Origin of the sequence: Granulicella sp. L56, from assembly GCF_009765835.1 — a bacterium.
GTDB lineage: Bacteria > Acidobacteriota > Terriglobia > Terriglobales > Acidobacteriaceae > Edaphobacter.
Window position 1 is genome coordinate 1,404,276 of record NZ_LMUS01000001.1, and the last position, 24,479, is coordinate 1,428,754.

Consider the following 24,479-nt stretch of genomic DNA (forward strand, 5'->3'; position numbering starts at 1 on the left):
AAATTCGAAGCCTCCTTTATCTGCCAACAACCATCCTGCTAATCCTTTTTACCTCAAGCCAGACAACAGAAACATATTCGGTATAGCTCTTTTGGTCCAACAGCGGAGCCATCACCTCGACGCGGCATCCCTTCCCGGGAGCGCTCAAGATCTCCAGTTGCCCGCCGACTGCGGTACAACGCCTTTCCATCCCTCTCAAACCCAGTCCTCGGCTTTCATTGTTTTTATCGAAGCCCATTCCATCATCTTCCACCACAAGCGTTACCCTATTTGCTCCATAGTCGATGCCAATCTTGATCCAGGAAGGCTGACTATGTTTCACAGCATTGACGATCGCTTCGCGTCCTATGTGAAAGAGCGCATCCGTCACGCGCATCGGCAATGTTCCCTGTTGACCGGTGCTATCGATGCTGATGGATACGTTTCCTCCAAAGACAATCTGAGAGGCACATGCTTCAAGAGCTTTGAAAAGGTCGCTTACATGAGGAGAGTCTTCGCGCAGGAGGATGATGCTCAAGCTGGCCTCCTCATGAGTACTGCGAACGATATCGCAGGCCACGTCCAATTGCTGGTTTACGATGTCTAACTTCGGAGACGAGGCTCGCAGCCCCTTCCGGATGCCCTGCAGTTGGAATCCAAGACCGGCAAAGCTTTGCGCGAAGGTATCGTGCAGTTCATGCGCCAGCCGAACACGCTCCTGTGTAATAGCGCGAAACCGCCAGCGCTCTATCCGGTCATATACGATTTGGGCCAGAAGGGCCAGCAGAAGAAAACCAAATGCAACTTGCATGAGATGACGAATCGACCACCATGGAGGGCCTTCGACAATATCGACATCGTTCGTCGAACGCAGCCACAGCACAAACGGCGTGAGTCGTTGGGTTGCATTTGGATCTAAGACGCAGATTCCCCTTAGCCTGAGAAAACTGTGGGGAGCAAGCCGGCGATAGAACGAATCTGTATCGCCGCTATTCACGACGGCGCGGAAAGACTGCGCACCATCATTCATGTAGAGCACGGTAGTCTTGTTATCGCGTGAGACCCATTCAAGGTGTCCAGGGACTTCCACGAGCATGGCGTCCACCGCACCCGTCGCTGCCTGTGCGGCTGTTACCGACAAGGGTGGCAGGGGCGCACGGTCCCACAGGAGATGGACCGAGGCATCGCGAATAACGGCAGAATAGTCATGCGGCTCTAAAAGACCGGTAACCGCGACTTCATCTCCCAGGTTGAGCGAGGGCGAATGATGCGCTACGACAGCAACCCCACCTGTAGTGTCCTGAATATAGAGCTTGGGCGATGTGAGGACCACGATTCCCCGGATGGAAACACGCCCAGGCTTGTCCTCTTTGAGAGAAGCGAGGCTGCTGACAAATGCAAGTTTATTAATATCAATTTTGCTGGCTCGGCGAGTATGACCTTGCGGAGGGTCAAAGGTAGGAAAGGAATGCGTTGCGTTATAGGCAGCCTCAGTGCGAGGAAACAACGGGCCACTCATCTCCTTAATATGTGCCTTGAGGTCGGACAGCTCCGGCGGCCCTGCGGCTGAGACATGTACATTACGCCATTCTCCTCCCGTTGCCAGCGACCGCAGACCTATTTTTCCACTGACCACACAAGGATCTTCTCTAAAGCCGGAATAGGCTTTCTCCCCTGTTTTAAGATTGGTGGCCGAGGCTGCAATATCGCATCCCACTACGATAACACTTAGATGGAACCATTCCTGCGCGTTGATCCCTCCTGGCAGATGCACCGGCGTTCCTTCCATCCATCCATGGCTGGCTCTGCCAATAATGAGCGAATCATCGCCTCTCCTGAGGCCGACATAGTACCCATCATATGCATCGACCCCAAGTTCTCCATCGCTCGACCGAACCACAACCCCTATATCTCCACCCGATCCTAAGAACCTTACATCTGCGTCAATCCTGTAGTCTTTCCAGCGAGTATTCCCGGTAATGAGCCTTGCGCCTCTTTCGTCCGACTCATTGCGCATACTTCGATCTTTGATGTCCCAAATCCCCCCAAATGCTTGCCATCCGCCTCCTTTATTGACGGCAAACGAATCCGAATAAGGCAACCCATAAGTCGAACTGAGAAGATAGTCCGCGCCAACTGCCAGAATGGTTCCCACGATCAAGAACATGACAAGCCAGAAATAACGCCCGCGACGAGGGCTGAATCTCATCATCGCACCGGTCTCCAATCCATCGTCAGTAACCTCTGGATTGCATCGCTATCAATATTTTCTCTGGTAACGAGGACTGGTTTAACTCGAGTTACTTCAGGAAACGTGCGGCCTTCATGCTGCGATTGAATACTTTTAATCGCGTCGTAGCCCATCTCATAGGTATTCTGAACAACAATCGAATCTATCTCGCCGCGGCGCAGGTAGTACATCAAATCAAGATCCTGATCGCAGCCAATTAGTTTTACTGTTTTGTATCGATCTGTGTTTTTGAGTGCAATGTAGGCCCCGCGAGTAGAGGTAATTCCGATGGTTACGATAGCGCTAAGCTGTGGCGAAGCCCGTAGTATCTCTTCGGCCTGCGCTTCCATTTCCCCAAGACGGAATGATCCTTTGGGACGAGCCACAATTTGAATATTAGGATAGTTTTGTTGAATTTCATAGGACAGTGCATTTGTAACCTGAACGGTACTGACGATATCGGGATTGAAGCCCAGGATCGCCACAGTCCCTTTTCCATCAAAGAGAGTTGCAAGTCTCTCAGCAGCCAGTCGACCGGATTCCTCATTATCATTCAATATCTGATGAAGGCCTGCTTCGTGAAGAATAGGCAACGGCGACCCGGTAATGACCACCGGAACATGACTCGATAGGGCTCGTCGTATCACAGACGTGAGAGCAACAGCATGGTCTGGTGATAAAACGATCCCACCGGCACGCTCGTTCGTGGCCTTCTGAACTAAGTCGATTTGCTTGTCAACTTCGTCTTCACTTGCGGGACCGTTCCAGTAGATCTTCCACCGGGTTCCAAGGACTGCCGCTTCCACACCTGCATGCTCCGTCTCCCATATCTCCTGTGCCGTCGTCTCTGGAATGACAACGATCGTCTTCGATGACGATCGTGAGCATCCGTCGAGCACCGACAAGCTGCCTAATCCTGCGGTGAGCAAGATCAGACTGAAAGCGCATCGAATTTGCGTTGCTGCGAACACTCAATCGACACGATACACGGAACTGCGGTATTCAGACCACATAAGGAAGCGAATGTTTGCGCCTTACTCAGACATTTCCTCGTAAATAGTAGATATTCGCTTCTTCAGAAAAGGGAAGCCCATACCGCGCCACCAGGCCTTGATTCCGCGCCACCAAAGAAGGATGCCGGGGAGTGCGAGGATCAGCAGGCCAGCCGCGCCCGCGCCGTTCCACTGCACGCCATGCGATGCGGGGAGCAGCAGTTCGGTGTGGAAGTCATAGATGAGGTCGACCCAGGTGCGCGGCAGCGGGAGGACCTTGCCGGTCTGCGGATCGGCGACGGCCTGGAACTGCTTCTTCATCTGATCGCTCACTTGGAGTTGGAAGATGGGAAGCCGTTCGGAGGGCAGATGCAAGTAAGTGATGGTCGCGCCTGGAAAGATGGACTTGGCTGAAGTCATCACGCTGGGGACGGATGCGGTATGCGTCGGGTCGTAGGGCGAGAGACCGGATGGAAGTGTGGTGCAGGTAAGCGTGTCGTGGTAGACCATGAGCGCGCCCGACAACGAGATGAGCACGAGGTAGAGCGAGAGCAGGACGCTCAGCCAGAGGTGAACTTGAGACGCCACCCGGTGCAAGGGATAACCTGCGCGGGTGGCGGATGAGGTTGCAAAAGAAGCTCACGTTTTTTGCCCTGTCTGTTCGGTTAGAACCTTATGCCCATGGAGGAGCGCGCTGTGCGCAGTGCGGCATAGCCGAGACCGAGGAGCTGGACTTGTAGTAGTTGTTGACGGTGACGTTGTCGATGTTGACCTGCAGCGAGACGGGTGCCCTCGTTTTTAACTCATAGCGACCGTCGATGTCGAGGCGAGCCCATGCGGGGATGCTCTGCGTGTTTACCGTGTCCACGGATTGCCTTGATGACCCTGTCACGCGAGCGTCGAGGAAGAGCGACTTGAGGCGGGGCACTGGCAAAAGGTGTTATCCGGGAGCGTAATGCTGTAGGGATGATAGCTGTAACGCTCTACTACGCGCAGCTTGCTCGTTGCGTCCCAATCGAATTTTTATCGAGCTTTTTCAATCGCCGGGGCGTGATGAGGTTGGCCGTGAAGTTGTTCGATGTTCCGTTGGTAGTTGCCGGTAAATTAGCTGAGAAACTACAGTCACACCTCGTGCACAGAATGCCATCAGGTCCGCATCGTGCAACGCTTGCTTCGCTACAACTGAGGAGGTGTTACTTAGGTCGTTGAAGACTAACATGCAGAAGTTGCAGTGTATTCGAATGCGCGATCATGCGCCCATCACACATCACTTGAAGCCCTACTCCACGGTTATATCGGCTGCCATCGCGGTCATATAAGATCGTCAGAAGATGACCATGGTATGGAAGACCTTCGATCGCAAAGTAATTCCATGCACGAGGCGGCAGGAGAGGATGAACGATAAATTCATTCTGGCCGCTGGGCCTGAGTCCAATCAGTCCAGTAATGATCAGGTCTGCGAAGCCAGAATGGTTGTAGTAGCGCCCTCGATTCGCCGGCGGCTGATGCTTGGCGATGAGAATATCCCGGGCGAGCCATTCTCCGGTATCGGGATCAAGGTCTTCATCGATCCAGGGTATTGTCTTTCCATTGCCTAGATGGAGTTGATGCGAATGCGCATAGGTCTTCAACAACCGCAGATAGTCGTCCGAATTCATGATGCTTTGCTTAGGCTCATTAAGCAGGTTGGCGAGAGCAACCAACGTCTGAGTCGTAGCAAATGGCCAGGAAGGCCCATTCCACAGGCATTCATGTGAGTTCTTGAAATCGTATCTCGGGTTTCGACGCTCCGCCGTAGTAGGTCCATAACGTCCCGCAAAACCATCCTTCGCAAACAGCGCTTTCCAGGCGACATCATACTTCGAGGAGGGAATGTCAAAGTACCAGGGAATAAAGCCGATCAGCTCTCGATCGCCTGTCCAGCCGGAGGACGCGGTTCGCACGACAGTTTCAAAAAACTCATCATGCGGGTTCCAAAGACGATTTTCAATCAGGTTTTGAAGATCGCTCGCCTTTTTATTATATTTCTCGGCCAACGTTGTCTTACCCGCCAATTCGGCAATGCGCGAGATGGCAAGCGCGTCTCCGTACATATAGCTGTTAATGGTGGGGCGATAGCCATTCCCGCTGATGCTGTGCTCCATCCCATCCCGATCGTCGATCTGCCAGAAAAGACCATTAGCATCCTGATGCGTCTTCTCCCATGCCTCATAGTTCTTTTCGAGATCGGGGAGGAGTTGAATCGCAAATTGTTTGTCTCCGGTCGATAGATAGAGCTGGTAGACAGAATCTGCGGCAGCAAAGCTATATCGGAGAGGATCTCCATCGGGACCAAACCAGAACCTGGTGTAGTCTTCGGCGTATTCCGGGTTACGCAGCCATCGCGCCTCTTTTATGTGGTGTTCCGCCGCGGCATCGATCGTATTAAACTTGCCCGCCCAAGCTACATAGGGGAAGAATTCATCAATTACAAATCCGCCCGATGTCCGCTTGATGTGTTTCTGAAAAGAATACCAACGGAAGTAATAAACCTCCTCCAATTCCTTGTCTGGGACATCAAGCCACGGAATATTTTTTTCGAACCACTCCCATGGAAGCGGTGGGGCCGTCCCAAGCAAAGCTTGTTCCTCTTTGGAAAATCCCTCAAAATAATGCCGAAAACTAGCTGGATCGAGGACCGCCTTCGATGCCGGTCTTTTTACTTCAGAAAGACCGATACCATGCGCCGCCGACAACACGCCGAGGATTGCAATAAATTGAATAATGCGGTGAAAAACACCTAATCGAGTTTGCATTAATCCGCCACAAATCCAAGATCTTCGCCTGCATGCACCACCAAGCCGATCTGTTCGAGCGACTTGTGCCTGCCGTTGTACCAAAGCATCCAGCGGCCTCGAGCATAGACCGCATAGGGCTTATAGCAGGCATCTGCGTCCCATCCTCCGGGTGTCGGTCGAACGATTGGGTTTCCCGAGTGCCTGACCCAATTCGCAATTCCATCTTTAGACCTTGCCATGCCGATCTGGGCATGATCGATATCCCGGAAGCCTACATAGAAGCTGTAATACCATCCCTTCCAGTAAATGATTTGAGCGGCAGTCACTCTCTCCTTCTCCCAGTCGATGCCAGGTTCTGGAGTAATGACTGGATTAGCCGAAAACTTCTCCCAACGCAGCCCATCCAGGCTGGTCGCATACCCAATAGCATTGGGTTCATATTGTTGACCTGCCGAATACCATAATTTCCACAGGAGCTTTTGCTTGTCCCACATGACATGAGGGCACATCACCGCAACACCTTCCCAAGGAAGAACAGCTTCCAGAACAGGACGCGAGGACTGCCTCAACCATGTACGCCCGTCTGCGCTCTTTGCATAGCCGATCATGGATTTCCCATTTGCCTGGCCCGTGTACCACATGTGGTAGCCGTCCTTCCGGTGAACGACTACGGGGCGATTGATGTCGTCTTCCCATCTCGTATCCGGGTTGGGACCCAGAACTACCTGAGGTGGGCTCCAGTGAATACCGTCCTTGCTCTCGGTCAGCGCAATACTTTTTTTCGGACGCCACGAGATCCACATCTTATAGACGCCCTCTTCGTACAGCACGCAAATGTCGAAACAAGTCCCGTAGTTGCCTCCCAGCACTGGATCACCAGCATATTTATCCCAACCGCTATGGGCCTCAGATTTAAGTAATCCCTCGCCATGAGAGATCGATGATTCAAATCCCGTCATAGCCATCAGTACCAACAACTCTCTTCTTGTCATCATCCGCATCCGCCCTTCATGTTGAATTGCTCCTGAAGATACTTGACGGGGCCAGCTTAGCCCTTGTATCAACAGCAAATTTTTATTAGTTAGAGTACAGAGTGGGAATTATCAGGAGGCTTATACCTTGATGCGTTAAGCTGCGAGGCCGCGATGTGCGAACGGCCTCGCAGATGTGTGCTCATCCGAGATCAGAAGAGAATGTGCGCCGACAATTGAATATTTCGCGGACTCTGTGCTGAGTTGATAACACCGAAGCCAAGCATATTTGGACCTACAGTGTTGTTGTAGTTAGGAGCATTTAGTACGGTATGGTTGAGTGTATTGAATGCTTCAATGTGAAAATTCAGCTTGCACTCCTTCACAATATCGAAATCTTTATCCAGACTTGAATTAAACATGATCCCCGCCGGGCCTTTATAAATACCGGTTGTTGCATTTCCAAGGAACAGGCGCTGTCCGACACTAGGCAGCGTTGTCGGTACCCCATTTATCGATACCTGATCGGCGCGGACAAATTTATTCGGATCGATCCACGTCAGGCCGATCATAGTGCCCGACGGATCGCGCGCGACTTGTCCGCGGCTCTTGAGTAGCGCGCCACCGCCAGTGTAAGTGGCGTTGCAGCCAGCCGATCCAAAGTTGAACTCGCTACAGTTGTAATCGCCAATACTGCCGTACGCGCCTGTATTGCCATTGATCGTCCCGCCGACGTACCAGCCTCCTAGAATCCTCTTTATCCACCATGACTGGTTGTGGGGGCCAGGTAGAGCATATCGGAATGCCACCGCCATAGCTTGCGCTGCGCCAGGGCTATAGTAGTCCAGGCCGCAGTCTGCTTGATAGCGACAACCATTTTGCGTCGCATTGGTGCTGTAGGTGTAATTACCCATAAAGGTCAAGCCATACGAATACCGCTTGTTCACTCGTACCTGAAGAGCGTTGTACATGGAGTTGTAGTCGGAAGCATCCATATTGATAGAGTTAAATCCATCAGCGAAATACGGCTGACGGGAATAGATATTCGTCACCTCATTCGTGCTCTCCCCGGGAATGAAACGGGGCCAGTTATAGTTATAGGTTTCGTCGAGGTGCGTACCTCTTGTTCCCACCCAGGCGACAGAAACTAGATATGAATTTACGGGCTCAATTTCAAAGGTTACATTGAACTCATGAATTCTTCCGGAGTTATAGTTCTGAGCCATGGCCAGAGTATTCACCGGATTTGGGAAGACGAGAGTATTATTACCCGGAGCGCCCGCTGCCGGGGCTTTGAACGGAAACGGAACACTGCCATATTGCACATATGGGTTTGCCAAGTCCAACTTCTGGATGTTCGGCGAATAATTGACTCCATAGGGGGCTGTGTTGGTGTACCCATTGAAGCCAAGCAGAACCTGGTAATTCGAGTACATTCCATAGCCGCCCTTCAATGCAGCTTTACCATTTCCCAGGATGTCCCAGGCAAAAGACACGCGCGGTCCTACGTCGCCCCATCGAACGCCGTAAAGATTCTTGGGCACGCCTCGGTCGCCGATCGTCACCAGGCCAACGGGCGCGGTTGGGAAAACTGTAGAAGCCTGGCCTGGGTGAAAGGTAACGAAGTTGTCGTGAACGGGTTGAATACCAAAGTGCGGTTCCCAGCGCGCTCCGATCATGGCCGTCAGCCGAGGAGTTAATTTAATAGTGTCCTGGACGTAGGCTTCCCTGGCGGGATAGAGAATATCCAATGCCTGGGTATTATTTTGCGCAAAGCTTCCTACTCCTCCTTTAAGTAACATGTCCGCGATGCCGTTGCCGGTCCCGCCGACGTTGATATTGGAATCACTGAAGGAAACGCCACCGCCTGCACCCCACGTCTGGTCGAAGACCTCGTGGAACTGACGAATCTCGACACCGGCCTTTAGTGTGTGCCGCCCTGCGGTCAAGGTGAAGTTATCAGATAAATCAACGACATTTTGAGCTAGCGGATTGACATAGCCGTTATACAGGCCCATGCCCATCGCCCGTGGAAAGGTGATCTGCTGAACATCGGGAGCCTCGACGTCCCCGACCGCGCCGATACCGGTATTTCCGGCTCCAAACAACTCCTTTCCCGGCGTCCATGTATTGGTCACCGAAATATTGATTCGCGTCACTCCCACGATAAAGTTGTTCAACATCTTTGGAGAGATCGCGTAGGTGTCATTCAGAGTCCAGGCTTGCATCTTCTTTGGCTCGCCCCACGTCGCATCCGGATTCGGATAATGCGTGGCCCATGAAGCCTCACTGAACTCGTCATACATATCGTCGAAGGTCGGGTTATCGTTATACCACCACAAGCTTCCTAACAAGCGGTGCTTGTCACTAAAGTTCTCGTCAATTCTTCCTGTAAAAGTCTGCGTAATATCCGAATAATTTGGGTTCCATGTGAACGTATCGAGGCCGCTGGTGGGGGCAGGCAGGACACTCGTACCGGAGTGTATGAGTTGACCCAGTGTCGAGAAATCCGACACTGGAATAATCGGCGTTGGAACACCATTGATTACAGGAATGCCATCCGGAGAGTTTGTAAAATTTCCATTACGCTCTTCATCGGTAATTGTCTGTCCCGTAGTAGTGGATCGCTTTGAAGTGCCGGTGCGTTCGTACGATGTAAAGAAGAAGGTCTTGTTCTTTCCGTTGTAGAGCTTCGGAAGTAGAACAGGGCCGCCAACATTGCCTCCATACCATCGCTGAGAGAATGGCTGCCGGGCTACACCCTGCCAGTTATTTTGCCATGAGTTTGCATTCCAGGCGCTATTCTGAAAATAAGCCCAGCCCTGGCCGTGAAGATCATTGGTTCCGCTCTTCATGACGGCTTCGACTTGACCGCCTGCGCCTCGCGCGACCGAGGCATCCGGCAGACTTGTGGAAACGCTGAATTCCGCTATATTCTCCGACTGCGGAAACGGTGTCGCGGAGCCATGAACGTAATCGACAACGCTGCTCCCATTAATGCTGTAGTTGTTACTTAGGCCGGAGACTCCGTTGAAACTAGTCACCGGAACGTTATAGCTTGCGCCTGTCCCCGCAGCAGTGGCTCCAGGCATCAACAGTTCAAGAGACTCACGCGGATCACGCCCCTCCACAGGAACTCCCTTAATAAGGTTGGAGTCAAAGGTAGTTTGAATTTTTGCGGTCTCTGTATCAACCAGAGCCGAAGAACCCGATACATTCACTATCTGGTTTGCGGACCCAATCTGTAGAGTAACCGGTAGATTAACTGTGTCACGCGCATGGAGTATAACGTCTGATGCCCTGAACATCTTGAATCCGTCTAAAGAGCAGTTCACCGTATATGTTCCAACCGGAAGCGAAACGAACCTGTAATAGCCACTGCCGTTGCTTGTGGCTTTCGCCTCCACGCCTGTCTCCACGTTGCGTGCAACCACTATCGCATTTGGAATCACGGCGCCAGTCTGATCTGTCACTGAACCAACCAGCAAGGCCGAGATGTCCACCTGAGCAAACAATGAGGTGGAAGAGGAGATAAAGAAGGCTATACATGCCAAGGCCAGCAGAGGAGCAATCATGACTCCGGTTGTGCGACTTCCTGAATTATTTTTCTTACCGCATAGTCCTAAGCAAAGCATCGTGCCTCCAAAGAATAGATCTAGAAACCAGGATTTCCCATATTTGCCAAAGCTCCTCACCCATTCCAGGATGACGTCATGGCATCAAAGCATGTTCGTTTGGTTATGGAAAACGTGATAACTCTATTCGTCTGCAACGAGGTCCGTCATGATGCCATTGCATCAATATGCAATGGTTCATTCGCACTATGCTATGCATTCTTGATGCAACACCTTCGCCCGGCAACAGCGACGGCGTATGGCGGAAATGGAAGAAAGGCGCCTCTTCTATCGAGGCACGCCTGCATTCATCCGATCCTTGTAATAGCTGCGACACCTATCCACCAGCGCAAGGAGGCGGGCCGCCGGATTACGCCGCAGAAGTATCTCCGTCCTGACCTGAGTTCCCGTCTCTCTACTGCTGACTACATTCAAAGTACCGTGTAAGGCGCGGACCCGCTCTCTCATCCCGAGCAATCCAAATCCATGATTGCCCGGTGTCGACGGATCAAATCCTATGCCATCATCTTCGACCGTCAAACATACCTTGGTTACCATGTAGTCGAGAGTTACTGCAAGCTTCGTCGGATTAGCGTGACGCAGAGCGTTGGCAACCGCCTCTTGAGCAACACGGTAAATAACATCTTCGACAACTAGAGGAAGCCTGGCCACCGATCCTCTTGTTGTGAATTGGACATCGAGGTCGCACCCCATAGTCATCTGTTCAATCGATGCCTCGATTGCAGCTTGGATGGTAGTGCTCTCCGCCAAGGGCTGCGGGCGCAACATCATGATGCTCCGGTGAGCTTCTGAATGACTGTGTCTCACCATGTCTAAGGCCAGGTCTAGGTGGCGGCCGAGAATACCGCTATTTGCTGGAACTTTTTTTCTGGCCGCCTGAATTTGAAACGACAGACCTGCAAAGCCCTGTGCCAGGGTATCGTGCAACTCGTGTCCAACCCTGGCTCTTTCAGCCATAATCGCTCGATATCGAGCCTTCAGCATCTGAACCAAAGCTAGCTGACCGGCGATAATCAGACCTGCTATGAGCAGACCCAGTTCGAAAAGGTGTCTCGGACTCCACCATGGCGGGCCCGAAATGATGTCTATATCTTCGGCGGAGCGCAGTAAAAGGGCGAAGCCGCCTTTATAGCGCGTATCCAAAGGTTGCAAAGAGCAAATTCCACGAAGACGCAACAGCGATCCACGTTCCAGCCGGGGCAACAAGAAGCTGCTTCCTTCCGAGCTGAAGCGTGCAAGAAAGACCTGGTGGCCGCTTTCAAGTTTGAGCCAGGTCTCCTTATCTTTTCTTTGATCGTCAAGCAGCCTGCCCTGTACTTCAATCAATAGATCGGCGAATTTCCCGGACGCTGCCTGATCGGCCGCCACTGCCAGGGGTGGTACCGGCGTTCCGGACCAAAGAATGTGAAGCCGGCTATTTCGGAAGATGATTCCATTCTCAGTGTCGTACACGTTTCCAGTTACCAGAAGTTGATCTCCTATCTTCAGGTTCTGTAACGAAACTCCTTCGATCTCTGCCCCTCCAGTCGAATCCTGGATGTAGGCGGGATTTCCAGTAAGCGTAAGAGTGGTTCGAACCGTTACAGAGGAGTCCTCGGTTTGCATATGAGAGTGCAGAGCCGCGATCGATGTATACGACTTGTCGGTTTGAGAATTGTCGGGGCCCTTGCTATTCAAAATGGTAGCGAAGGCAAGGAGCAAAACTGCGCCATTCATCTGTTACACCGCCGTTTCCCGATTCTCAACGTAACGATTGCAGGTTAGTTGCCCTGATATTTTTCCACTGTCCCCCTGAATCATAGGAACGCAATCCAATCTTCCCCTGTTCAGGGCACCGATCGAGAAACTCATCGAGCCGAACCAGGTTAGTCTTTCCATCCTGGTTTGCGAATATGCTCACATGACAGCCTTTAAGCTCCATCCGCAGGTGGTACCAGGTGTTCGGGATAATGGGATACGGCAGGACCTTGGTGACAATCTCATTCCAACCATGATCGGCAACGCCGAAGACGAGTGACTGATCGCGCACTCGCAGACCACCATACAAGCCGCTGTATGCATCTACTCCCTGCTCCGGGTCAGACACTCTAGAAATGAGGCCGGCGTCACCGCTGCTATTGAGCGCTATGTCGGCCTCCAGAATGTAGTCTCTCCAATATTGCGAACCGGTAACAAGCTTTGCCCCTCGCTCGTTCGACTCGTTCACCATGACGCCGGCTTGAACTTTCCAGTTACCTCCATAGGCGGACCATTCAGAGTTGTCGCTGGCCGCGAAGCTATCGCGATAGGGCAATCCTCTCGCCGGGGAACGGAGATAGTGACCAATTGGCACAGTCAAGGAGTAGCAGAGTATAGCTGCGGCAACGAAGAGCAGGGTATCGCGTGTTATTGGCCGCATAAGAAAAGCCTTCTATTTAAAATCAAGATGATCCTTCTCAAAGCGTCTGCCCTGGCCGCATCCTGTGATGCGTAGTTTCAACGGAAATTATAGTTCTGCATATTGTTGCGGGTGAGGAGCATTGCTTTGACATGTTGAGGCCGCGGTAACGGCTCTCCCTTTACGCCCGCGATGGCCGCTTTCGCCGCGAGATATCCAATCTGATAGCCATCCGATACAACGAGAGAATCGATGCTTCCCAAACTTAGATCGTCCGCGAGAAATAGATCGCGGTCGCAGCCGACAAGCGTTATCGCGCGCGTGCCGCCGAGTTGTTGAAGTGCAAGGATTGTCCCTTCCGTTGCGCTCGCGCTTACGGCAAAGATGGCCTTGATCCGAGGAAAGGCGTCGAGGATCTCCCTGGCGTTCTGTTCGGCTTCCTGGATTTGCGAAGATCCACGTTGGCGAATGACTACTTTCACATTCGGATGGCCAGCCATTACTTCGATAAAGCTGCGCGAACGAGAGGTAGTCTCCGGAGCTCCACGGTCCAATCCAATAATCGCAACTTCTCCGGTCCCTCCGATTTTGTCAGCGATTCGGTTTGCCGCAAGCCTGCCGAATTCGATTTGATCCGGGGATACCGATGTTAAGTATGGGCCGCTCGGCATGGGAAGGTCAGCCTGGACTATCACAGTCGGAATCTTGCGGGAGACGAACTGATTAATGGTGGTGATCAAAGCCAGGTCATTCGTCGGCCCAAGAATGATCGCCTTTGCTCCTTTCTCCACGGCGGTGGATGCGAGGAGGATTTGGCGATCGACATCGTCTTCCCGCGTTGAAGCATTCCAATAGAGATGGTACCCGGCATCCCGTGCCGCCTGTTGCGCGCCCCGATGCATTGCCTCCGTAAAGTTCGTTCCACTGGTGCGCGGGATAAAGGCAATGGTGGGAGAGTTGGGTGCAACTCGAACCATAGGAAGTAATGCCACGGAAAAACCGCAGAGACCGCCCAGCAGGCCGATGGCAATTGCGCGGATTGTGTTTCTTACACGCAATGTCATCTCTTTGAGGGAAGGTGCGACGGTTTCTATACGCCACGAGTGAACCAATCATCCGAGGGTCGAAAAGCAAAGTCAATTCAGTCTTTGAGCTTGACCAGTCTGCGTCGAATCGAGATGGTCGCCGCCTCGGTCCGGTCTTTTGCCCCAAGCTTTGCAAGCAGGCTGATCACATGGTTTCTTGCGGTGATGTCGCTGATGTACAGCTTTTCCGCAATGCCTTTATTGGTCAATCCTTCAACAACCAGCTCCAGCACTTCCTGTTCCCTCCGGGTAAGCGCCGACCGGCCCAGACGCTCCGCTAAACGTATGGCCAGGGCGGCGGGGATATGCCGCTTCCCCCGGTTCACGGTGCGGATCGCGTCGATCACCTCTTCCTGCGAAGTATTCTTCAACAAGTACCCGTACGCGCCGGCTTCGAGGGCGTTGAAGATATCCTCATCGAGCTGATAGTTGGTGAGAACCAAGGTCCGGATGTCCGGATGCGCGTGGCGGAGCGCGACAATCACCTCTACTCCGCTCAGGCCAGGCATTCTCAAATCCAGCAGCACCACGTCCGGGTTCACTTCGGCGACCAGCCGGATGGCCTCTGTGCCGGAGGAGGCCATCGCAACGATGCTGATCCCCGCCTCGCCGTCGAGCATGCTGCGCAGTCCAAGACGGACCACTAGATGGTCGTCCACCACGAGCACCCGAATCGTATTGTCTTCCGCCATGAAGGTTCCTTGTGGTCTGGTTGGTCAACTATGGGAGCTTCGTCATCCCAAAATGGCGATGAAGCTCTGTGCAGCCTGCTCATTGTAATGCCTTTAAAGGGTGATCCGCACGGTGCATATGCACCACCATCCTTAGGGGCCTCCTTTAAGGAGGGCCTGATTTCGTCTCCAAACATTTCTTCGGTGATGAAGTCACCTTGATAATGTCTTCTGCTGCCTGCCTAGACCACATAAGACCATCATCCCACTCGCGATTGACCGGTATCCAACGATAATCTGGAGCCTGAAAGATTTTTCTATGCCTGCGAAATCGAACGGCTCTTCGTATGCCATCTATCGAACGCGTAACCCTGCTGGCGGCCCATATTCATGAGGCACGTGTGCCCCAACTGAGGTTACATCGCAGGTGCTTCATCGATGTAGGTTTTTACCTCATCGTAAGACCACGATTTATCGCAACCGAGAACTTCCATGCGTAGAGAAAATGCAAAGACGCCGCGCGGTGACAGTTCCGGCGCCGTTCCCGCCGCTATGGCTACGGCAAGGGAGCCGCATGGCGCGACCGTCGGCTCCATGGCAACGGCATATTGTTTCTGTTTCATGGGCCTATCCGGCCATCCCCCGTTGCAAAGCCATAGACCGAGATAGGGCAACACGCTCGTATCGAAATGCATCACCAGCGCCTGCTGTCGACGTGCGCGATACAGAGCGCAGATGCCGCGCGTAAGCCTGTCTGTATACAACATCTCGGCGGTTCCGTCGGACGCCTCCCCAACTCGATCCAGAGCAATTTTTCTGTCGCCATTGGCAACCAGTGGCCAGCTTATCGAGTCCTCAGTATGGTCTACGCGATCTCCACGAGAGTAGTGCAACCGCACCCTGTCAATCTCTCGCGGCAGAATCAGCCGATCTCCGGCCTCCACTGCGAACAGCGGATGACACGCATAAAGAAAAGAAATCGGCATCTCCGCGAGGTTCTCAATCCGGTAGTCCAACTTGACCTCTGCGGCCTGCACGCGAAGCCTTCTGGTAAACGAGAGTGGGCGGCTGAAGCATTCTGTTGCCAGAAGCACATCGTTCGCGCCCTGCTGTGCAACGCGCCACGGATGTCTCCACAGGTCTCCGTGATCCGGCGCGCTGTCGCTCGCCACCTCAGGGCCGGACATCAAAACGGTAGGCAAACATTCATCCATGCCTGCGCAGTCCGACTCTTCAAACGTCGCATCGCTCGCAAACTGTGCCTTCGCGCCATAGTCGCTTCCACCGACCAGAAACTCCGTTCCAGTTCGCACGCAACGAATGGATGCGAGCCGCCCGCCGTTATCCGGTAGTACGTCCACGCAAAGATCCTTGCTCTGCATTCGAATTGACTTCCCTATCGTCCGGGTTGCGAAAGGTATATCAGAAAATGGCAATAGTCCTCCAAAAAGTCACACACTACCGACACTCTCAAGCCTTACTCTTGGCCACCACTTCTCGGGTCTCTTCTTCCATCAGCCAGCGACGAAGCTGCAGAATGTCATTCGCTCGCGCAATTCCAATCGGTTTGCGTGAGCCATGCGACTGCACCACAACGACATTCTCAATGTTCTTTAGCAGCATATCGCGGTTCACCTGGTCGACGGCCTCCTCCGGATAGGCCAGCACGTAGTCTTGCCGCGCCAGCTCGCGCATCTTGAAGTGATGGTCCGGTGGCTCGATCTTCAATAGATCATGCGCCTCTACGATCCCAACCAGAGACCCATCCTTTTCCACTACCGGCATGAGTCCTATGCCGTTCCCAGGAACAAGCGCCGTCAGTACGGTCCGCAACTCCTCGTCCGCATCGATCACGTTGAACTGCTTCTGCATGATCTGATCAATCCGCGCTCGCATTAGCACCGGCACTGAGTAGTCCTGCAAAATGATCAGCCCTCGCTTGACCAGCTTCCCCGTCATGATCGAATCGCGACTGAACAGCCGCACGAACCCATCTGAAACCATCACGCAGACAATCAGCGGAAGCAGCGCATTCGGATTATGGCTTAGCTCAAACAGAAATACGATGCTCGTAAATGGAGCGCGTGCAATTCCCCCAAACACTGCCGCCATCGCCACCAGCGCATAGAACGCCGGGTTGCTGACCAGATGCGGAAAGATATGCTGAAAGCCAATCGCGAACGTCGCTCCTATACCGCCGCCCACAATCAGCGACGGAGCAAATACACCGCCTGTCGTTCCCGATCCCAGGGAAATCACCAGCGCCCAAAACTTCGCTACCGAGATCCCCAGCAGCTTGCTCATTGTCAGCCGGTCATTCAACATATCGCGGATCGTGTCGTATCCGGTGCCAAAGACCTGCGGATAAAAATATCCAATGACTCCTAGAATTAGCGCGCCAATCGCAGGCGACCAGATCAAGGCATGTTTGAGCGGAAGCTCATCGAAGAAATCTTCTGTCCACGCCAGCGCGCGAATCATCGCCAGGCCGACGATTCCCATCAGAATGCCCATGAGTCCAAACAGCCAAAGCTCATTCATGCTGGTCAGCTTGAAAGCCGGTGTAGGAAATAGCGGAGTCCATCCAACGAAATGAATGCGCACTCCAGTAGCCACCGCGGCCGCAAGCGCCACAGGAATGAACGACCGCGCTCGCAGTTCGAACAGCAACAACTCAATGGCCACCAGAATTCCCGCTAGCGGCGCGGTAAAAGTAGCAGCCATGCCAGCGGCCGCGCCCGATGCAAGCAGCACACGTCGATAGTACGGCGTCAGCCCTACGGCCTGTCCGAAGAGCGATCCGAAGGCCGCGCCCGTCTGAATGATGGGCCCTTCCGCCCCGAACGGTCCGCCCGTCCCGATTGCAAGCGCGGTAGCCAGCGGCTTCAGCAACGCCACCCTAATCCGCATCCGGCTGTGCCCAAACAGGACTGCCTCCATCGCCTCAGGAATCCCATGTCCCTTCAGCGTCGGCTCCCAGTAGTGCACCATGATGCCGACCAGCAGTCCTCCAATCGGCGGAATCAGAATCACCCACAAACCCAGATGGTTATAGGCAGGGTTCGTAATCGCGAACGACACCTTGCCATAGAAAAACAGGTTCGTAAAAAGGTAGATCAGCTCCAGCAGGCCTTCGGCCACCAGACCGCCGATGAGTCCGACAAGCAATGCGTAACCGCAGATCTTGATGACCTCCGGCTCAAGTGCCACACCAAACTGACTCTTCTTCTGGGGTTTACTTTCAGGGTTTGGCGGCGTCACTGCAGTGAAGGGATAATCGGCCATCGGAAACCTCCGCTCTTCGTTATCAGCATCCCGAACCGATCAAAGATCGATCCGGCAAAACGCAATGCAGAGAGCCAGCCCGGATGGCCAATCAAATTCTCGACAGCAGGATTGCAGAATCCTGCCGCGATGTCAGCTCATGACACCAGGCTGTGCTCCTTCGATACCGCTTCAAGACTTGCCTGTGTCGGCGCGTCCCTGCGCGTCTTCAACGCCTGCAAAATATCCGTCTTCGTCACAATGCCTTCCAGCTTTCCTGCAGCGGAGGTCACCAGCAACATGTGCTGTCGATGCTCACTGAGCAGCAGTCGCAGCGCTTCCATCACATCGCAGTCAGAAGACACTCTCGCAACATGTCGATTGGTAAGCTCTCGAACCCTCGTTGTCTCCCACCTCTGGGTAGGCACCTTCGCAACAGACCACACATCGACGACCCCAAGCAACTCGTCCTCTTCGAAGACCGGAAACGTGGAGTGGTGATAGTGCGGAGAGAGCAACTCCGTAAACTCGCGCAGTGTCAGCGCAGCCTGCACCGATATCACCTTCTGCTGCATCACGCTGCCTACAATCACATGCCGCAGCTCCTGCACCCTGACGCCTTCGTGCAGCCGTTGATCGCCCGAAGCCGACGCATCTCCCGACACCGCATACGCTACGGCCGAGCCGATCAGCGCCGGAATAATGAACGCGTGTCCGCCCGTAGCTTCAGCGACGAACACGACCGCCGCTAACGGTGTCTTATACCCTGCGGCGATAAATGCGGCCATACCTACGGCTGCATATAGTTCGACCGAAGAGCTGTGAACAACGGCCTGCGCAAAGGCGACGCCAAAGCTGCCGCCGGTTAGAAATAACGGGACGAACAATGCGCTCACGCCACCCACGCCCAGGGTAAATGCGCTGGCCGCGAGTTTGAGCACGCCAAACATTACCAACTCCAGCGTGCTGTGGTGCATGCCGAGGATCATCCCGACAGCCTCATAGTTGGGGCCGATCGGGACCAGCGTGCCGTGAAAGAAGTACAGGAAGATCAGGCCGCATATTCCGGTCAAAAATCCGCCGATCGCCATCTTCACCCAATGCGGGAGAGAAGACTTGACGAAGAACACGCGCAGCCGGCGGAACGTGATCACAAATGCCATCGCGATGAGGCCGATCAACAATCCGAGCAGCGCGCTCCATACAAGATCTCGCCCCGTAAACGACGTGGAGCTGGCAAAGTCGAACAGCGGTGCTCCGCCGAGAAACGAGCTCAGCGTGATGTATGACACCACCGAAGCAATCAGCGACGGCACCAGTGCTTCATGCGCCAGATCATCTTTATAAGGCATCTCCAACGCGAAGACGATACCGGTCAAAGGAGCGCGGAAGACCGCCGACATACCCGCCGCCGCGCCGCAGATCAGCATGATGCGACGGTCCCGCGTATCCAGACGCAGCCAGCGCAGCTTTGCCCATAGCCACGAGCCGATGGCCGCGCCACCATAGATACTCGGGCCTTCGAGCGCCGTGCTGCCTCCAAAGGCTACGGTCGTAATCGCCGCCAGCAGCTTGGGCAAAAACGCCCGCATGTTAATGTCGCCCTGATGCTCGTGGTACGAGCGAATGACTTCTTCGGTCGAATGCTCATCCGGGTCCGGCGTCAGAAACTGCATGATCAGGCCCGTAACCGCGAACGCGGCCACCAGCCCCGGCACGATTGCCCAATGATGTCCCAGATAGTAGGCCAGCACCACCGGCCAAACCTTACCCAGCACAATGATGGCGATAGCAGTAATGGCCAGTCCCGTGGTCACGCCGATGATGGGAGCGATGATCAGCCATTTATGCAGGTCGCGCGAGTATGTCGCGGTAAGGTCTTCATGCACCAACGGCATGTACTTGCGTAACAGGGGATGCCTCAGCACCCAGTTATCTCTTCTCGTCTTGATGGTTTGCGTCTGGTCCATTGATCTACTGTCGTTGCCTTTGCCGTTCCAACGGCGTTGAATATTCTCGAAATCTAAAACTCGTGAGCGGCTTTCGCGTCACACTGCTTTTTTCTTCACTTCAAGCACCTGTGCAGGCACCTTTGGCACCTTCATCAGGGCTTCTCTGGCAGCCTTAACCTCTTCTTTGTGCAGCTCCGTCAGCCGAGCAAGAATCTGCTCTCCCTGTGGAGTTAGCGAAACCAGAACAAATCTGCGATCTTGCGTGTCGTGCTCCTTGCGGACCAGACCACGTTGTGCGGCGCGCTCCACCAGACCTACGACGGAGTTGTGACGCTCCTGCAGAAATTCGGCCAGCTCCGAAACGGTCGCTGTTCCTCGCCCGGTATATCCGGCCACGCCGAGCATTAGTTGATGCTGTTGCGGTGTGACACCGCACTGCCGCGCAGCCTTTTCGCTGAATCGCAGGAATTTGCGGAGGTTATAGCGAAACCATGCCAGATTCCGAATCGCATCATCGGCTTGAGTCTGAGCCGTTTCGGCTGGAAGCGCCTCGTAGGAAGATTGCGGCGTCATAGGGATAGTATATCGCAACGGGATTCAATATACATCCCATCATGATGTATTAAAGGTGAAGCAGCCGCCCATAATGGAACTGACACTTCGTTTCTTTTGCAGGGGGACACCCCCCGGGTATCTAGCCTAGAAGTCAAATGGTTGCAATGAGTTAGCGAGATTTAATTCGCTAAAATATTGCAACCATGAGAGTTACAGCTAAAATATTGATTTCAAAAGGGAAAGCCCCATCGGTTGAGCTGAAGCTCTTCTTTTTTGATCTACTACCTATAGTTTAGCCAATCGCGTGAAACTCTTTCGGGACTAGGTATTTGTTGCAAGGGGCAGCGGAATGGAGGTCGCATGATTCCAGCGACTTCTAAACGCGGCCTACTTCTTAGCAGGTTTCTTCAGGAGCGCGTCGATAGCTACCTGCGGGTCAGTAATGACGAGGCGTTCTTCCTTCGGTCCGCGCTTACCTTTGGGGGATTTCTTCGTCTTGGGCATAGGGTATTATCATCTACTTGGTACTTGGTTGGGGAGAAGGTGGTCCCCCAGCCGGGGATCGGACCCGGACGCCCGGAATGGGCACTCGGTTGCAAACCGAGCCTGTCTGCCATTTCCAGCACTGGGGGACAAAAGGGCACCTTTGCGGGTGCCCTTAACTCTTTAAAACGGAATATCGTCATCCGTGATCTCGTCGGACTTGGGATCGTAGCTTGGCCCTCGCCAACTTACATTTCCAGCCCCATCAACAATCTTGTCGATCTTTTTCTTCTCGGCCAGCCGCGAAAGAACCGAGTGTGCCGACGCGGCTGCGTTCTTTTGGCCGGGCAGATCAAAGCCGATGCTTTCCAGTTTGTGCAGCACGGCTTGGGTGGATACGCTGCCCTTCTCCACTGTCATCACCTCCAAGCACGCCTCCGTAATTCCAAGGGTATCGGTGAATGGTTTTTCACTGCACAGCGCGGCAAGCGCTGTGATCGTCTTGCGGAGGCGACTGATCTGATCCGTCAGCTTGTACTGCTCAAGTTGAATCTCATTCAACCGCTCCGTAGCGCGGTCAAATGCCGTCCTCGCGTCCTTGAGAGCCAATTTATAAGTCTTGAGTTCAGATTCTTCCATGGAATGGAGATTATGCTATGTCTATAATTAAGTCAACACGTTCAGAAATCGCCTCAGAAAGCCATGTCAATCAATGGGATAAGGCCATAAAAGACGCCAGAGTGGAGTTGCACGATGCTGAGGTGAAGGTGATCCGCCTGAGATCCGCTATCCGTACCTTTACAGAGAATAAGAAATTAGGGGTAACATGGCCTGAAATCAATGATTAAAGATAAATGTCTACCGATTTATCTTGATATTTATTGAAACACTTGCTATTCTCTTGACATGCGAAAGAGCAAGTCAGTTGTCCTCGAAGCGTTACGGCAGGCGGCGGTCAGCGAACCTTTGGCGGTCGCATTCCTCGAAAAAGAGCGGTGGGGGGATACCCCATGCTGCCCACGGTGCGGAGACATGAACGTATATCAGATGATGACCGGCGAAGAGCGCAATAAGGACTATCGCTGGCGGTGCCGTGGCTGCAAAGCGATGTATACCGTCCGCACCGGTACGCCGCTTGAGGAGACGCGGTTGCCGCTCAAGGTTTGGGTGTTTGCGATCTGGAAAGCAGCAAGCGGAAAGAAGGGCTACAGCGCGTTGCAGCTATCACGCGAGATGGAGATTACGCACAAGTCCGCGCTCTTCGTGTTGCGCCGCATCCGTCATGGACTAGGCGAAGTGAATCCGCCGAAGCTCACGGGCACCGTTGAAATCGATGAGGTATACATTGGCGGTCGCCCTCGCTATCGCGGGGTTTCAAAGCGTGGGCATGGAGCGGACAAGATGCCAGTTCTCGGGATGGTGCAACGTGGCGGCGATGTTCGGTTCCGTGCAATGAATCGAATCACCGCGGGGAACGTGAATCGAGTGATCCAAGAGAATGCAGACCGTTCCTGCCGGATCATCACAGATGAAATGAATATCTACCGCCCCATCGGGCGTCAGTTCGAGGGCGGCCACGGCTATGTCAAACACAGCGCGAAAGAGTATGTGAAGCCGGGCACGGACATTCACAGCAACACAATTGAGGGCGTGTTCTCGCTTATCCAACGCGGCCTGATGGGCACCTTCCACTCTGTCACGCGCAAACATCTGCCGAACTACTTGAACGAATTTCAATTCCGTTGGAACACTCGTTATGTGAACGACGATGAGCGGGTACAGGCGGCGATCAAAAAGATGGACGGAAAGCGGCTCACCTATCGGGAGTCCGTAGACGCTCCGCCCTATGAGGCGGCGATATGGTAACGGATTGCAACAAATACCTAGTCCCGAACTCTTTTGCAATGATTATCACTTTTGGTTTCAGCTAGTTAAGCTATTTTGGGGCTTGACATCGAATTTCTGGGCTGAAAACGCAAAAAATAAATGTGGTGACGATAATCTCCGCTGCGGACGAGGGTTTTAGAGGGTTCCCTTAGACCCTGCAAAAAGCTGATAGCTCGCTCGATCAGGAACGGGCAACGACAGGAACAACGACAGGAATACAGGGGTCTCTCCACTCCGCTTCGCTTCGGTCGAGATGACGTGCTTTGTGGTTGACGCGCAATTCGGTTGAAATGACTTGCTGTGGCTGAGGGGCAGGAATCAGTTTGCGTTCGTGGACTGCTTCCCTGCTCTTGCTGCCAGAGCTAGCAGCGCAGCGCAGACTGCCAACGCACTCATGGCGTAGAGTCCGCCCTGAAAGCTGTGAGTGATGTCGCGGATTCTGCCGATGGAGTAGGGGCCAAGGAAGGCGCCTACTCCGCCGATCGTGGTGAGGATGGCGACGGCTGCCGCCGCTGCCGCGTCTCCAAGGACGCTAGTGGTCAGCGTCCAGAAGGGGCCCATCATGCTCCAAAGGCCCATTGCGGCGAAAGTCATGGCGACGATGGCCACCACAATGTTGTGCGCCACCGCCGTCCACGCGAAGCCGGTTGCGGCCAGCAGCAGGCAACCGGCGATGTGCCAGCGGCGCTCGTTGGTGCGGTCGGAGTTCCAGCCGACGATCACGGTAAAGATCGCTGCGGCAAGGTAGGGCAGAGTGGCATAGCGCGCGATGACACTGGTGGTATGCGCGCCGCCGGAGAAGCTGTTGAGGATGAGCGGCATCCAGAGGTTAACGATGTAGACGCCGACCTGGCTGACGAAATAAGCTCCCGCCAGCAGCCACAGCATGGGCAGGCGAATGGCATCGCGGAGCGCATGATGCTCTGCCGCGCCGTATCGGACGCGGTCGCGCTGCAACTCGTCGGCGAGCCATGCCTTCTCCTCGGGCTTGAGCCAGTGGACTTCTTCGGGTTTGTTTTTTAGCAGGAAGAGCACGGAGATGCCGAGCAGGATGGTTGGTATTCCTTCGGAGAGGAAGAGCCATTGCCAGCCTGCCAAGCCTTTGAAGCCGTCGAGGCGCAACAAGGCGCCGGAGAGCGGGCCGCCCACTACGCCCGCGAGCGAGGTCGCGGTCATGAACTTGGCCACGGCGCGGGCGCGCTCATGCGAGGGGTACCAGTAGGTGAGATAGAAGATCATGCCGGGGAAGAACCCGGCCTCGCACGCGCCCAGCAGGAAGCGAAGGATGTAGAAGGACTCGGGCGAGCGCACAAACATCATGCAGGTGGAGATGATGCCCCACGAGATCATGATGCGGGCGATCCAAATCTTTGCGCCGACGCGGGCCAGCATCAGGTTGCTGGGCAGATCGAAGAGCGCCGACCCGAGGAAGAAGATGCCCGCACCGGTTCCGTAGACGGTGTTGCTGTAGTGCAGCTCGCGCTGCATGTCCATGGCGGCGAAGCCGACGTTGACGCGGTCGAGGTACGCCACAATATAGAGCAGGAAGAGATACGGGATGAGCCGCAGCGTGATCTTCGCGTAGACTTCCCTGCCGTTGACTGGTTCCACTGCCTGCACC

The 24,479-nt window shown here is 54.0% G+C and carries 19 protein-coding genes and 1 tRNA gene; 2 read left to right on the plus strand and 18 right to left on the minus strand.

Going from position 1 to position 24,479, the window contains the following annotated elements; translation table 11 throughout:
- Positions 1–16: 16 nt before the first annotated feature.
- The 17 genes from GSQ81_RS05855 to GSQ81_RS05935 form a co-directional block, all read right to left on the minus strand.
- Positions 17–2,206, minus strand: a complete 2,190-nt coding sequence (locus GSQ81_RS05855) for an ATP-binding protein (RefSeq protein ID WP_158909710.1) — start codon at positions 2,204–2,206, stop codon at positions 17–19.
- Positions 2,188–3,108 (minus strand): substrate-binding domain-containing protein, encoded by a 921-nt coding sequence (locus GSQ81_RS05860; protein ID WP_254060052.1) that lies wholly within the window; start codon positions 3,106–3,108, stop codon positions 2,188–2,190. The genes GSQ81_RS05855 and GSQ81_RS05860 overlap by 19 nt, the downstream gene beginning before the upstream one ends.
- Positions 3,109–3,243: 135 nt before the next feature.
- A complete protein-coding gene (locus tag GSQ81_RS05865) occupies positions 3,244–3,789 on the minus strand; it encodes a PepSY-associated TM helix domain-containing protein (RefSeq protein ID WP_158909712.1) in 546 nt (181 codons plus the stop codon).
- An 85-nt stretch (positions 3,790–3,874) separates the two neighbouring features.
- The gene (locus GSQ81_RS05870) at positions 3,875–4,135 is read right to left on the minus strand and encodes a TonB-dependent receptor (RefSeq protein WP_158909713.1); all 261 of its coding nucleotides are present in this window, start codon (positions 4,133–4,135) and stop codon (positions 3,875–3,877) included.
- A gap of 259 nt (positions 4,136–4,394) precedes the next feature.
- Positions 4,395–5,996 carry a glycosyl hydrolase family 65 protein gene (locus tag GSQ81_RS05875; protein WP_158909714.1) on the minus strand — a complete coding sequence of 534 codons (1,602 nt, stop codon included), beginning with the start codon at positions 5,994–5,996 and terminating at the stop codon, positions 4,395–4,397.
- On the minus strand, positions 5,996–6,973 hold the full coding sequence (locus GSQ81_RS05880; protein WP_254060021.1) for a hypothetical protein: 978 nt from the start codon (positions 6,971–6,973) through the stop codon (positions 5,996–5,998). The genes GSQ81_RS05875 and GSQ81_RS05880 overlap by 1 nt, the downstream gene beginning before the upstream one ends.
- 188 nt (positions 6,974–7,161) lie before the next feature.
- On the minus strand, positions 7,162–10,524 hold the full coding sequence (locus GSQ81_RS05885; RefSeq protein WP_158909716.1) for a carboxypeptidase-like regulatory domain-containing protein: 3,363 nt from the start codon (positions 10,522–10,524) through the stop codon (positions 7,162–7,164).
- 327 nt (positions 10,525–10,851) lie between these two features.
- Positions 10,852–12,300: a sensor histidine kinase gene (locus GSQ81_RS05890; protein ID WP_158909717.1), complete on the minus strand. Its 1,449-nt coding sequence runs from the start codon at positions 12,298–12,300 to the stop codon at positions 10,852–10,854.
- A gap of 25 nt (positions 12,301–12,325) precedes the next feature.
- Positions 12,326–12,982: a family 16 glycoside hydrolase gene (locus GSQ81_RS05895; protein ID WP_158909718.1), complete on the minus strand. Its 657-nt coding sequence runs from the start codon at positions 12,980–12,982 to the stop codon at positions 12,326–12,328.
- 77 nt (positions 12,983–13,059) lie between these two features.
- Positions 13,060–14,019: a substrate-binding domain-containing protein gene (locus tag GSQ81_RS05900; protein WP_158909719.1), complete on the minus strand. Its 960-nt coding sequence runs from the start codon at positions 14,017–14,019 to the stop codon at positions 13,060–13,062.
- An 83-nt stretch (positions 14,020–14,102) separates the two neighbouring features.
- Positions 14,103–14,738: a response regulator transcription factor gene (locus tag GSQ81_RS05905; RefSeq protein ID WP_158909720.1), complete on the minus strand. Its 636-nt coding sequence runs from the start codon at positions 14,736–14,738 to the stop codon at positions 14,103–14,105.
- A gap of 395 nt (positions 14,739–15,133) precedes the next feature.
- Positions 15,134–16,099, minus strand: coding sequence for an aldose epimerase (locus tag GSQ81_RS05910; RefSeq protein WP_158909721.1), 966 nt, complete (start codon positions 16,097–16,099; stop codon positions 15,134–15,136).
- Between the two features lie 88 nt (positions 16,100–16,187).
- Positions 16,188–18,002, minus strand: a complete 1,815-nt coding sequence (locus GSQ81_RS05915) for a chloride channel protein (RefSeq protein ID WP_158909722.1) — start codon at positions 18,000–18,002, stop codon at positions 16,188–16,190.
- 137 nt (positions 18,003–18,139) lie between these two features.
- Positions 18,140–19,951, minus strand: coding sequence for a chloride channel protein (locus GSQ81_RS05920; protein WP_158909723.1), 1,812 nt, complete (start codon positions 19,949–19,951; stop codon positions 18,140–18,142).
- 78 nt (positions 19,952–20,029) lie between these two features.
- Positions 20,030–20,506, minus strand: coding sequence for a MarR family winged helix-turn-helix transcriptional regulator (locus GSQ81_RS05925; protein ID WP_158909724.1), 477 nt, complete (start codon positions 20,504–20,506; stop codon positions 20,030–20,032).
- Between the two features lie 526 nt (positions 20,507–21,032).
- A tRNA-Ala gene (locus GSQ81_RS05930) sits at positions 21,033–21,120 on the minus strand.
- 34 nt (positions 21,121–21,154) lie between these two features.
- The gene (locus GSQ81_RS05935) at positions 21,155–21,610 is read right to left on the minus strand and encodes a hypothetical protein (protein ID WP_158909725.1); all 456 of its coding nucleotides are present in this window, start codon (positions 21,608–21,610) and stop codon (positions 21,155–21,157) included.
- A gap of 17 nt (positions 21,611–21,627) precedes the next feature.
- On the opposite strand from GSQ81_RS05935, the gene GSQ81_RS05940 reads away from it, so the two are divergent.
- Positions 21,628–21,819: a hypothetical protein gene (locus GSQ81_RS05940; protein WP_158909726.1), complete on the plus strand. Its 192-nt coding sequence runs from the start codon at positions 21,628–21,630 to the stop codon at positions 21,817–21,819.
- Between the two features lie 58 nt (positions 21,820–21,877).
- Positions 21,878–22,837 carry an IS1595 family transposase gene (locus GSQ81_RS05945; RefSeq protein ID WP_158909727.1) on the plus strand — a complete coding sequence of 320 codons (960 nt, stop codon included), beginning with the start codon at positions 21,878–21,880 and terminating at the stop codon, positions 22,835–22,837.
- Between the two features lie 339 nt (positions 22,838–23,176).
- Here GSQ81_RS05945 and GSQ81_RS05950 read toward each other — a convergent pair whose 3' ends face one another.
- Complete coding sequence (locus tag GSQ81_RS05950) at positions 23,177–24,469, minus strand: MFS transporter (RefSeq protein WP_254060022.1); 1,293 nt, start codon at positions 24,467–24,469, stop codon at positions 23,177–23,179.
- Between the last annotated feature and the right edge of the window lie 10 nt (positions 24,470–24,479).